Source organism: Acinetobacter sp. MYb10 (genome assembly GCF_002980175.2).
In the GTDB taxonomy this organism is placed as follows: Bacteria; Pseudomonadota; Gammaproteobacteria; order Pseudomonadales; family Moraxellaceae; genus Acinetobacter; species Acinetobacter guillouiae.
In genome coordinates this window covers 1450111-1462863 of the sequence record NZ_CP058272.1, presented here as the reverse complement: position 1 = coordinate 1462863, position 12753 = coordinate 1450111, and the positions used below count along the sequence as shown (strand labels likewise).

The 12753-nt window shown below is 37.6% G+C and carries 10 protein-coding genes; 8 read left to right on the top strand and 2 right to left on the bottom strand.

Features of this window, described 5'->3' with window-relative positions:
• Positions 1-17: 17 nt before the first annotated feature.
• Entirely contained in the window at positions 18-224 is a 207-nt protein-coding gene (locus tag CQZ96_RS06765) for a KTSC domain-containing protein (protein WP_004721830.1), read from the bottom strand.
• Between the two features lie 229 nt (positions 225-453).
• On the opposite strand from CQZ96_RS06765, the gene CQZ96_RS06760 reads away from it, so the two are divergent.
• Positions 454-957, top strand: coding sequence for an endonuclease V (locus tag CQZ96_RS06760; protein ID WP_105714483.1), 504 nt, complete (start codon positions 454-456; stop codon positions 955-957).
• A gap of 96 nt (positions 958-1053) precedes the next feature.
• Positions 1054-1410: a VOC family protein gene (locus CQZ96_RS06755; protein ID WP_105714482.1), complete on the top strand. Its 357-nt coding sequence runs from the start codon at positions 1054-1056 to the stop codon at positions 1408-1410.
• Positions 1411-1777: 367 nt separating this feature from the next.
• Here the strand turns inward: CQZ96_RS06755 and ahpC are convergent, their stop codons facing one another.
• On the bottom strand, positions 1778-2341 hold the full coding sequence (ahpC, locus tag CQZ96_RS06750; protein WP_004721823.1) for an alkyl hydroperoxide reductase subunit C: 564 nt from the start codon (positions 2339-2341) through the stop codon (positions 1778-1780).
• A gap of 620 nt (positions 2342-2961) precedes the next feature.
• On the opposite strand from ahpC, the gene CQZ96_RS06745 reads away from it, so the two are divergent.
• The 6 genes from CQZ96_RS06745 (at position 2962) to blp2 (ending at position 12708) form a co-directional block, all read left to right on the top strand.
• Positions 2962-6942, top strand: coding sequence for a DUF3418 domain-containing protein (locus tag CQZ96_RS06745; RefSeq protein ID WP_105714481.1), 3981 nt, complete (start codon positions 2962-2964; stop codon positions 6940-6942).
• 47 nt (positions 6943-6989) lie between these two features.
• Positions 6990-8105 carry a beta-ketoacyl-ACP synthase III gene (locus tag CQZ96_RS06740; protein WP_004721819.1) on the top strand — a complete coding sequence of 372 codons (1116 nt, stop codon included), beginning with the start codon at positions 6990-6992 and terminating at the stop codon, positions 8103-8105.
• Positions 8106-8293: 188 nt separating this feature from the next.
• The gene (locus tag CQZ96_RS06735) at positions 8294-9076 is read left to right on the top strand and encodes a lysophospholipid acyltransferase family protein (RefSeq protein WP_105714480.1); all 783 of its coding nucleotides are present in this window, start codon (positions 8294-8296) and stop codon (positions 9074-9076) included.
• 43 nt (positions 9077-9119) lie between these two features.
• Entirely contained in the window at positions 9120-9644 is a 525-nt protein-coding gene (locus CQZ96_RS06730) for a hypothetical protein (protein ID WP_004721815.1), read from the top strand.
• 59 nt (positions 9645-9703) lie between these two features.
• Positions 9704-10102, top strand: a complete 399-nt coding sequence (locus CQZ96_RS06725; RefSeq protein ID WP_056515949.1) for a GFA family protein — start codon at positions 9704-9706, stop codon at positions 10100-10102.
• A gap of 200 nt (positions 10103-10302) precedes the next feature.
• Entirely contained in the window at positions 10303-12708 is a 2406-nt protein-coding gene (blp2, locus tag CQZ96_RS06720) for an Ig-like repeat protein Blp2 (RefSeq protein ID WP_105714479.1), read from the top strand.
• The last annotated feature ends 45 nt before the right edge of the window (positions 12709-12753 follow it).

The following is a 12753-nucleotide window of genomic DNA, read 5'->3' as shown; positions in this document are numbered from 1 at the left end:
AGCACAGTTCTAAAAAACTATAAAATTGAAAGTCGCTTAAAATGTAAATCGTATTCTAGATATTTATGCACGAATGCTGTTTTATCACTACATCGTAGTAAATTATTGTATATAAATTCTGGGACAGGATGGTAAAGTTCACCAGAACCATTGTTATAAAAAATTTTTAAATACCGTGAAGAAGCATTGTACTTCCAAGAAGTCACGGTAATCATTGATCCCATAAGCAACCCCTTAAACTTTTGATTGTTTTACAGAAAAATATATTCTGTATCTTTTGAAATTAGTCTATTCACTTGAAGAAATGTATAGTGGTTTTGTAAATAAAGCTGTTTATATTTTGCTAAAGATATTCATATTTTGACATTACAGATTCTGGGCAAGATAAACACTTAAAAAATCATCAGTAAATGAGAAAATTGGTATTTTATTTTAGTGATTAAGAGGTAGATCATGATTCTTGCAATAGACGTTGCTTATACAGATAACTCTGCACAAGTTGCTGGTGTAGTATTTGAGTCTTGGGGCAGTTCAGTTGTATTGAATCATTACCTTATCACCATCAAACCAATTGCTGACTATGAATCAGGTCAATTTTATAAACGTGAATTGCCGTGTATTTTAACGTTATTGGATTTGGTGAAAGAACCCATCGATATGATTGTGATTGATGGCTATGTCTATTTAGGCACTGAACAAACAGCAGGTTTAGGACAGCACTTATATGCTGCCTTAGCTGATAAAACCCCTGTGATTGGGGTGGCTAAAAATGAATTTAGAGGAACACCAAAGGAATTTGAAATTTTACGTGGACAAAGTGTTAAGCCATTATACGTCTCTGCCATCGGAATAGAATTAGTGCAAGCGAAACATAATGTACAGTCCACGTACGGGAAATACCGTATTCCTGAGCTACTCAAGCAAGTTGATCATTTGAGCAGAACAACGCAAAAATAATTATTTGTTATCCTATATTTAGTGGTTTAAATGTATTATCAATTGACTCATATTTTCTATTAGAACAATATTTTATAAATTTAAGGAGAAACATCGATGGATCAGTCAGCGGCTCGTCAAAAAATTTCCATTAACTATATTGAATTTATGGTGAAAGATGTCGAACAAAGTAAAAGGTTTTATCAAAACTTAGGCTGGACTTTCACCGACTTTGGCCCTGAATATTGTGAGTTTGATTCTGGGGAGATAAAAGGGGGCTTTGCTCAGTCTGATGATGTGCAAAGTTCTGGTGGGGCATTAATTGTTTTGTTTAGTGCTCAGTTAGAACAAAGCTTAGTGTGTGTGAAAGAGGCGGGTGCAACCATCGTACAAGAGATTTTTAGTTTTCCTGGTGGACGTCGTTTTCATTTTAAAGATTTAGATGGATATGAAATTGCAATTTGGTCGCATTAAATAAAAATCTACAAACACAAAAACCTATACATAAAATCTAATGCAAAAAAACCACGCTAAAAAGCGTGGTTTTTTTATGTGTTGAGGGTCTGTTGATATTTCATAAATGGCTTGCGTTGTAGGTTAAAATTGAGCAGGCAAGGCATGAAACGAAGAGAATAGCGAGACTATTTTCGAGTTTCATAACGGAGGCTGAGATAATTTTAGCCACAACCCTTCGGGACTAGCGTGTTTTTTGCCGTTACGTCGTTACGAACTACTTATTTAGAATGACTAAATTTCGTATTTCGCGCCTAGTATCGCCTAAAAAACACACGTTGTCGCAAACATAGACGAATTGTCAACAGACCCTAATCTAATTCAAGAATTAGATTTTACCAACTAAGTCGATTGAAGGAGCAAGAGTTGCATCGCCTTCTTTCCATTTAGCTGGGCAAACTTCGCCAGGATGACCGTGAACATATTGAGCTGCTTTAACTTTACGAAGAAGTTCAGAAGCATCACGACCAATACCACCAGCATTGATTTCGATGATTTGGATTTTACCTTCAGGATCGATAACGAAAGTACCACGATCAGCAAGACCAGCAGATTCAATTAAAACTTCGAAGTTTTTAGCAAGAACCCAAGTTGGGTCGCCAACCATTACATATTCAATTTTTTTGATTTCTTCAGAAGAATCGTGCCAAGCTTTGTGCGTGAAGTGTGTATCTGTAGAAACAGAGTAGATTTCAACGCCTAATTTTTTGAATTCAGCATAGTTGTCAGCAAGGTCACCAAGTTCTGTTGGGCAAACAAAAGTGAAGTCAGCTGGATAGAAGAAAACTACAGACCATTTACCTTTAAGATCGGCTTCTGTAACTTCGATGAATTGGCCGTTTTGGAAAGCTTGTGCTTTAAAAGGTTTAACTTCAGTATTAATTAAGCTCATCATTATCTCCATGATTGAGGTGTTTATCTAATATTTAACTAGAATAATGAATTTTAGATTATTGGGGAAATAGTATTTTTTTATCGCTAAGATCGGAAAATCAAATTAGCGTGCTCCAGATACATTTCACCAAAAACCGTTGTTTTGTCAGTATTTCATCAACTAAAGCAAATAAAGATGATGTTTGAATGACAAAGCATCCTTTTTTAATCTGTTACAAACATGATGCTTCTGGGGCTATATTTCAAGGGCGATTTCTAAAAAAGATATAAAATTTATTTCAATGTATAGAATTTGTTCATATAAGATAAATTGAATTTTAACTACATCACATTTCAATGTTGTATAGCGTGGAAATGATATGGGTGGCTGCTGTTTTGTACTTAAGAATCACTTCAAGCTACCTGGTTGATGTAGATCATACAGCAATAGATTTAGGTCTATATGAATATTTGCAGCCACAGACAGTTGCTTAGTTGAGTGAGCTTTAGCAGCTTTAAAATATTATTTTTATAATACATATATAACGTAAACATGAATTCACTTTGATTGGACTATCTCTCCTGTGCTTTACAGCGTAAAATATTCCGTTCAATTTTAAGTATTAGGATAATGCATCTGTGCCAAATCAGTTAAATGTCGATCAATGGGTTATGGTACGAGATCGCCATCGTTTAAATCGACTGAAAAAAGGAAAAGATGCTCATCCTGAAAAATTCCAAGAACTGTTTGATAAATCAAACCATCAAGTCAAAAAAAGATTAGCCAGTCTACCGACAATCAAACTCAATCAGGATCTACCGGTTACCCAGTATGCAGATAAACTGATTGAAGCGATTCAAAAGCATCAGATTATTATTGTTGCAGGGGAAACGGGTTCTGGTAAAACCACGCAATTACCACAGATAGCAATGCTTGCAGGTCGTGGTTTAACTGGGATGATTGGTCATACTCAGCCTCGACGTCTGGCAGCACGAAGTGTATCGCAACGTATTGCTGAAGAAGTGGGTGAGAAGCTGGGTGAAAGCATCAGTTTTAAAGTGCGTTTTAATGAACAAGGATCAAACGATTCAATCGTTCGCTTAATGACGGACGGTATTCTTCTTGCTGAACTTTCTAATGATCGTTATTTAAATAAATATGACACGATTATTATTGATGAAGCGCATGAACGTTCATTAAACATTGATTTCATCATGGGTTACCTGAAGCAACTGGTAAAAAAGCGTCCTGATTTAAAAATCATTATTACTTCAGCAACATTAGATGTGAATCGCTTTAGCGAATATTTTAATGGCGCACCGATTTTTGAAGTGGAAGGACGTAGCTTTCCAGTAGAACTGCGTTATCGTCCGATTTCTGAGATGACGATCGGAGGCAGTGATGATGATGACTTTGATGATTTTGAAGAAAATTTACCACGTGCGGTGGTACAAGCTGTAGAAGAATGTTTTAAGGATGCTGAATCTAAGGGGCATCCGGAACATGCGGATATTCTTATTTTTTCAAGCACTGAACAAGAAATTCGAGAACTACAAGAGACCTTACAAAAATTTGGTCCTAAACACACGCAAATTTTACCTTTATATGCACGTTTAGCTTTGGCCGAACAGCAGAAAATCTTTAATCCCTCTGGTGGTGGGCGACGTATTATCATCGCAACCAACGTCGCTGAAACAGCGTTGACTGTACCGAATATTCGTTATGTGATCGACAGTGGTTTTGCGCGTATTTCTCGCTATAACTATCGTTCACGGGTACAGCGTTTACCGATTGAAGCGATTTCTCAAGCTGCTGCAAATCAGCGTAAAGGGCGATGTGGTCGTATTGCACCAGGTGTTTGCATTCGCTTATACAGTGAAGATGATTTTCAAAGTCGTCCAGATTTTACTGAACCCGAAATTAAACGCACCAATTTAGCATCGGTTATTTTACAGATGCAAAGTCTGGGTTTAGGTGCTGTAGAAGATTTTGATTTTATTGAGCCACCAGACCATCGTTTGGTCAATGATGGGCGTAAGTTGCTGATTGAATTAGGTGCTATCCATGAAGTGCAAAATTCAAATAATCTTCCTCAAGCGGCTGCACAAAGTGAAAGTGCGGTTTCCCAACAGGGAGCTGTAGCTGGTGCTAAAGCAAAAAACCTTGCTCAACCTGCCACTAAAAAAGCCGAACTTCAAAACAACAGTTTAACCAAAATTGGTCAACAAATGGCAAAAATGCCAATAGACCCACGCCTTGCACGGATGATTCTCGGTGGTGCTCATTTTGGAGTACTGAATGAAGTTTTGATTATTGTTGCTGCGCTTGCAGTACAAGACCCACGCGAGCGTCCTGCTGATAAGCAAATGCAGGCGGATCAAAAACATGCATTATTTAAAGAAGCAGATTCAGATTTTCTATTTTATATTAAACTGTGGAATACACTGACTGAAAATCGTGAAACTTTGAGTGAAAGCAAAAGACGTAATTTTGCTAAACAGCATTTTCTTAGCTGGCTACGTTTACGTGAGTGGAAGAAAACGTATGAACAATTACTGGATTTAGCACAGGGCTTAAAACTTTCATTCAATGAAAAGACAGCCAGTTATGAAAACTTACACCGTGCTTTATTGACAGGATTATTGTCCTTTATTGCCAATAAAACTGACGAACGTAATATTTTCATGGCAGTTCGTCAGCAAAAAGCCCGAATTTTTCCTGCATCGACCTTACATAAAACCAATACCCCATGGGTAATGGCATTTGAAATGGTCGAAACCTCACAGGTGTATTTACGTACACTAGCAAAAATTGAGCCTGAATGGATTCTTTTAGCTGCACCTAACTTATTAAAACATCATTATTTTGAGCCACATTGGGCGAAAAAACCGGGTGTGGTCAATGCTTATGATCAGATTTCACTATTTGGGCTGATCATTGAACCGAAACGCGCCACCAATTATGAAAAAGTAGATCAGTTGGCTGCGCATGAAATTTTCTTAAGAGATGCGTTAACCACAGGAAACTTGGGAACAACGCCACCATTCTTAAAACACAACCTATTAAAGCTTAAAGAAGTTGAGCGTGTGGAAGACAAACTGCGTCGTCGTGATTTGGTCGTCGATGAAGAAACCATTTATCAGTTTTATGCCGCAAAAGTGCCTACAGAAATTGCCAGCCGTCGTAGTTTTGAAGATTGGCGAGCAACAGTAGAGCCGCAGAATCCTCGTTATCTGTTTGTTGATGATGATGATTTATGGATGAATGATCGTCCAACCACGCAACAATTTCCAGATTATTTACATAATGGACAATTACGTTTAGCTGCCAGCTATCGTTTTGATCCAAGTCATGATGAAGATGGCGCAACAGTAAAAATTCCGGTACAGGCCTTAGCGCAAGTTGATGAAAATATTTGGTCTTGGGGGATTCCGGGCTGGCGTTTGGATTTAATCGAAGCGTTATTAAAAGCCTTACCAAAAGATAAACGTCGTAATTTGGTGCCGATCCCAGATACAGCCAATAAATTGATCAAAGCAGTCGATGCGCAACATTTGCATCAGCATATTTTTGAGTTTTTGGCATTTCAATTACGTGGTGAACAAATTACCAGTAAAGATTTTTCTTTTGAACGTATTGATCAGTACTTAATTCCATTTATCAAAGTAATTGATGAAAAAGGCCGCGTGATTGAAAAAGGTCGTGATCTTGCCGAACTTAAAGCACGTTGTCGTACTGAAACACACAGTCCGGTCAAACAGTTAAAAGGTGAGTTTACTACTTTCCCTGAAAGCTTTGTATTTGAGGCCTCTCAGAAGGTGACAGGGGTTGTGGTTAAACAATATCAGGCACTGGTCCCAAGCAAAGACTTTGCTAAGTTAGAGTTGAAAGATGACTCTGGTATTGTGATTCAGACTTTTAATGATCAAAGTGAAGCGATTAAGCAGCATCGTGAAGGCGTAATTCGTTTGATTCATATGCAATTGGGGGATTTGATTCGTCAATTGAAAAAGCAAATTTCCAAGCCACTGGCATTGGCATATTCACCTTTGGGTGATAAAGCACAACTTGAGCAAATGTTGGTGTACGCAACATTACAAATGGCAATTCAAGATTTACCCATTAATGCTGAAGAATTTGCGATAGTCATGGCAGATGTGAAAAAGTCATTTTTAAGTCATGGTCAGGAAGCATTAAAGCTGATCAGTGAAATTTATATTCAATGGCAGGAAATACGCCAGCAATTGCTGATGTTGGATCAAGACGTATTTGCTAAAAATATGAATGATATTGAAGATCAACTGGATTTAATGAACTTATCCAATTTTGTTTATTCAAAATCTTCCGATATTTGGCAGGAATATCCACGTTATTTAAAAGCATTGTTATTGCGTTTAGATCGATTGCCGAATAATCTAAATCGTGATGATGCTGCAATTAAAGAAGTAGATCCTTGGATGGATAAACTGTTTAAGTTTAAGTCGGATGTTCGTGTTAAAGAAGTCTACTTCATGGTTGAGGAACTACGTATTTCATTATTTTCTCAACCGATGAAAACCAAGATGCCGATTTCGTCAACCAGAATACAAAAAGTATGGGAAAAGCTTGGAATCGGTTAGAATAGAAATAATTTGAAATATTTGTGAATTTAAAAAAGGAGTTTTACATGGGCATCCGTATTACAGGTACAGGTTTGTACCATCCTGAAGAAGTGATTACCAATGAAGAATTGGTGGATTGTTTAAATGCTTATGTGGAACAATTTAACAGTGAAAATGCTGAAAAAATTGAAGCGGGTGAAGTTGTTGCCCGTCGTGGTTCAAGTGCAGAATTTATTGAAAAAGCATCAGGCGTAAAGCGTCGTTATGTCATTGAAAAATCAGGTGTCCTAGACATTAATCGCTTACGTCCCCGTTTAGAAGAACGTTCAGATGAAGAGCTTTCAATCCAAGCAGAGTGGGGCGTAATTGCAGCAAAACAAGCGATGGAAAATGCAGGCGTAACTGCAGAAGACATTGATGTGGTGATTTTGGCTTGTTCAAATTTACAACGTGCTTATCCTGCTGTTGCAATTGAAATTCAAACGGCATTGGGTATTCAGGGCTATGCCTATGACATGAATGTGGCGTGTTCAGCTGCTACATTTGGTTTAAAACAAGCCTACGATGCTGTAAAAACGGGTGCACGTCGTGTGCTATTGGTTAATGTAGAAATTACCTCGGGTCATACTGACTATCGTTCACGTGACTGTCACTTTATTTTTGGTGATGTTGCAACAGCTTCAATTATTGAAGAAACGGACAGCAAAACAGGGTTTGAAATCGTAGATACCCATTTGTTTACCCAATTCTCCAATAACATCCGAAATAATTTTGGTTTCTTAAATGGTTCAGAATTAACTTCTCGTGATGATAAGCAATTCCGTCAAGATGGCCGCAAAGTATTTAAAGAAGTGTGTCCATTGGTTGCGAAAATTATTTCTACACAATTGGAAAAGAACAGTATTCAACCTGAAAATGTAAAACGTTTTTGGTTGCATCAAGCCAATGCCAATATGAATGAATTAATTTTAAAACTCATTGTCGGCAAAGAAGTTGCAGAAGCGGATCCTGATTTGGTACCAATCATTTTAGATGAGTTTGCCAATACGTCTTCAGCAGGTGTGATCATTGCATTACATCGTAGTGCGGATCAGGTGAATGATGGCGAATATGGTGTGCTGTGTTCATTTGGTGCAGGTTATTCTGTGGGTTCAATCCTTGTGCAAAAGCATGTTGCTTAAATCATAATTTTATAAAATCTCCCTCCTTGTGCCGCGAAAAGCGCAGTTCAGCTACTTTGAAAAAAAGGGGGGAGATTGTCGAGGATTTAAGTTATTTTATTTGTGTAAAGCTCTTCCTTGAAAAAGAAGGGGTCATACGCTTAAGGCCAAGATCAAATAATGTTGAAAAGTATTTGTAGAGATACAGCATGACTGAAAAAACCTTGAAAATACGACACAACGCTAAATTGATTCGATTAATAAGCAGCTTACAGCGCTTTTACTTTCGTCCAACATTTTTAGGGACTGAAAATTTAGTGCCGAATAAACCAGCCATGTATGTCGGTAATCACACCATCTATGGTATTTTAGATTCTCCGATTCTGATTGATTATTTATTTACAGAACATAAAATCGCAGTGGTCAGTTTAGCTGATCATATGCATTTTCATATTCCGATTTGGAAAGAAGTGGTTAAACGTGTCGGTGGGGTTGATGGTGTACAAGAATATGCCAAAGAAGCGATGCGACAAGGTTATTCGATTCTGGTTTTTCCAGGGGGCGGTCGAGAAGTCATTAAACGTAAAGGTGAAGCCTATCAACTGATCTGGAAGCAACGCTTTGGTTTCTTAAAGTTGGCTCAGGAATTTGGTTATGACATTGCTCCTTTTGTGGCTTTAGGTGGTGATGAAGTTTTTGATTTGGCTTTTGATGTAAACGTGCTGCTTAAACAAAAGTGGTTTAATAAAATATTATCAAATCCCAAAATAGGTTCATTGCTTAGACAAGGTGAAGTTATTCCTTCGATTCCGAAGCATATTATTCCAAAGCGAATCCCTTTTTATTTTAAATTTATGCCACGGTTATCTATTGACCAGATAGAAAACATGGATGATATGATTGTATTTCGTGATCAATTACAAGCGAGCATTTATACTGAAATTGAGGCGTTAAAGTCCTATCGAACACATGACTTGGAACAAAAAACCTAGAACAAAAACCTTAGAACAAAAAAACAACCTTTGAGATCGTATAATGTTTGAACTGCAAACCAATTTTAAACAGATACTTAAGCTCTTTAATCCGCGAACTCAACCCATTCAAAGTACTGTGACTTTTCTTCAAGATCCTTATTATCTCGAATTTTTAGGACAGTGTAGCGATACTGAAATTACCCCTGATATTGATTTATTTGGCTATGAAACTACGATAAAGGAAAACCAGTATTTCGCAGAGCATGTGGAAAATTTATCCCAACAACTATGGAAAATTGGTCGTACAGGTCAAGGTGATGAATGGTTTTTAGATCGGAATAGTTTTGATATTTTATTCTATGATCATGATTTAGGTATGGACTTAGATGAGAATTTAAAACGCGATCAGTTTCAGTCGATGCAAATCAACTTTTTTCAATTTTTACAATTTGCTTTACTTCTGCAAGCGCTGGAACAACACTTGGATAAAAATCCATTATCTAAGGTGGAGTTGGAGCAATTTCAAGATACCGTGAATCGTATCCATCCTGAACTTTTTTCACGTTATCCATTTGATTATTTATAAGTTATAAGCGTTACAATTGATCGATAAAATGAGTTTACTCACAATATAGAGGAATAAAAATGTATACAGCTTCATGCCTTTGTGGTGGTATTCAACTGAGAATTCATAGTGAAATTCCTCAAATATTTGTCTGTCATTGTCAGCAATGTCAAAAAGCCCAAGGTTCAGCATTTGTGGCGATTGCTCCTATCCAGACTAAAGATTTAGAGATTGTTCAAGGACAGGCATTGTTTCAAGAATATTATGCCACTGAAAATAAAAAGCGAACGTTTTGTAAAAGATGTGCATCCCCATTATTTAGTGCGCGTTTAGACCTACCTGAGGTCGTGAGATTACGTGTAGGCATTGTAAATGAGCCTGTTCAAGGCAAGATTGTTTCACATGCGTTTACTGATAACAAAGCTGCTTGGTTTGAAATTTTGGATGATGCCCCACAATTTGCTCAAGCGCTTTGTTAAAGAGTGAAGTTATATGTGAACAACAAGAATGCTGGATATTTATTGTTTAAATAAGATTTTGTGCGCTATCTTACTTATTTTTAAGTATCTGAATTTTATATTTTTATAAATAATTCAGAAATCAGTTTAAGTCATTTGTATATATAAATACCTTCTGTATAATTTTAAAAAAATACACTTTAAATCAATAGAAGGTATAAATGACAAGAATAGTCGTCGCTGCAAAACAAGACAAAATATTACTACAGGATTCTCAAGCAAAAACGGTCAGTTTAGATAAACCCGCTATTATTCAAATTGGTGTCACACAACAAGATGTGAAAACACTAGAGCGATTAGGCGATAAGCTGATTATTAGTTTAAACAATGGTGAGCAAATTGTTTTAGAGGGCTTTTTTCAAGCCAATTCAACGACAATGCATTCTTTAACTTTCCCCAAAGCGGATGGAAGTTTCTCACTTGCTCACTTTGATGCCAATGGAAAATTTACAGACTATAGCGGTTTGCAAAAACTCGACACTTTACTCTATGAGGGCGCCAATACTGCGGCTGTTCAACAAGTCTCTGCCTATGAAGATTCAACCCCTGAGTTTTCATTTTCAAATCTATTTTCTTCAAGTGCAGTGAAAGCAGGTGTCGGTCTTGTTTCTGCAATTGGTTTAGGTTTGGCATTGATTGATGATGGTGGAGGTAATCAATCAAAGGGTGTTACTGACATTATTGCACCCAAAACACCGACTGCAACATTGAATGCAGAGGGGACTGAAATTAAGGGTACCGCTGAAGCGGGTGCGACTATTTATGTGATTGATAAAAACCAGAAAGTGATTGCCACAGCAGTGGTCGATAAAGATGGAAATTATTCTTTGACATTGCCAGAGGCTTTGCTAAACAACAATACTTATTATATCAATGCAAAAGACAAAGCTGGAAATGCCTCAACATATACCTCGGTTGTTGGCACGAAAGATACCATTGCACCCAATGAGCCTCAAGGGCAGTTAAATGAGCAAGGAAATATTGTTACTGGTAAAGCAGAAGCGAATGCCACAATTAATGTGTATGACTCAGCAGGTCAACTGATTGGTACTGCAAAAGCCAATGCGCAGGGACAATTTTCTGTTGCCATTTCTCCTGCTTTAACCGCAGGCCAGATCGGTACAGTCGAAGCAATTGATGCATCTGGAAATAAATCAGAAAAACATAATATTGAAGTGGGTAAAGATACTATCGCACCTGATCAACCCAAGTTTGAGGTGTCTAAAGAGGGGACCTCAATACACGGAACAGCAGAAGCAAATGCTAAAGTGATTATTCAAGACTCAACAGGTGCGGTGATTGCAACGGGTACTGTAGACGCCAATGGTAAATTCAATATCACTATTTTTCCTGCTTTAGATACAAGCAAGACTGGCAAAATTATTATTGAAGATGCTGCAGGAAATAAGTCGAGTGCTGTAGAAATTAAAGCAGGACAAGATGTTTTAGCACCAGATAAACCCGTGGCCAATTTAAATGCTGAAGGTACTGTGATCACGGGTACCGCTGAAGCAAACTCTAAAATTTCAGTCTATGACAGTGCAAATAAATTATTAGGCACAGCAACAACGGATGCAAACGGAAATTATTCTGTCACGCTTTCAACAGCATTGACTGAAGCAAAAGTTGGCAGTGTATATGCAACAGATGCAGCTGGAAATCAGTCAGTGCTTAGCTCTGTAACAGGTACCAAAGATGTAACCGCGCCTGCAAGTCCAAAAATCACAGATGTGGTTGATGATGTGGGGACAACTGTAGGTTCTGTTGCTGCAAATGGGACGACAGATGACAAGCGCCCTGTGATTTCAGGAACCGGAGAAGCTGGGGCAACTTTGATTATTTATGATAATAATCAGGCAATTGGAAAGGTCACAGTCGGTGCAGATAGTAAATGGTCATTTAATTTTACTTATGATTTAACTCTGGGGAGTCACAGTATTACTACTGTACAAACGGATAAAGCAGGGAATACCAGTTTAGTGAGTGATGCTCGAACATTTACTGTAGTCGAAATCGCCGCAAAAATGGCAGTTTTTGATGAAGCCTTGGCTTTTCATGCTGATTTAGCTAATTCGAATATTGATTCAGTTAAAAGTGCTGATGCGATTGGGTCAGGTGTTTTAAATTCTGAGCCAGAAAGTAGCGCTCAAGTATTAGGGCAATCGACACCAATAGAAAATCAATTTTCGCTGCTCAATTCAAATGTTTCATATTTAGATCATACGCCTATAGCTGGCAGCTCAGCTATTCTCAGTACAAGCATAACCACTGTACTGCAAGATGTGCTTGAGAATACCAAGACAGGCAATACGGATTCTCATGGAAGCACGACCATTTCAGTCGATGAATTGTTAGCAAAGGCTTCAGTCAATGATTTAACTGCAAATCAGATTGATGATGTGCTTGCTCGAACAATTGATCAAAGTGCTACATCCGTTGTCGATGATGCTAAAAATACTGAATTGGTCGCTTTCAATAAAGCCGAAAATCTATCAGCGCAAGATATACCTGTATTGCAATCTGATCTGATCAAAGACTTGTTTGATCCACAATTACTGACCTTTTGATTGAAAATAACCAGATAAGCACCTACGGGTGCTTTTTATGGAAAC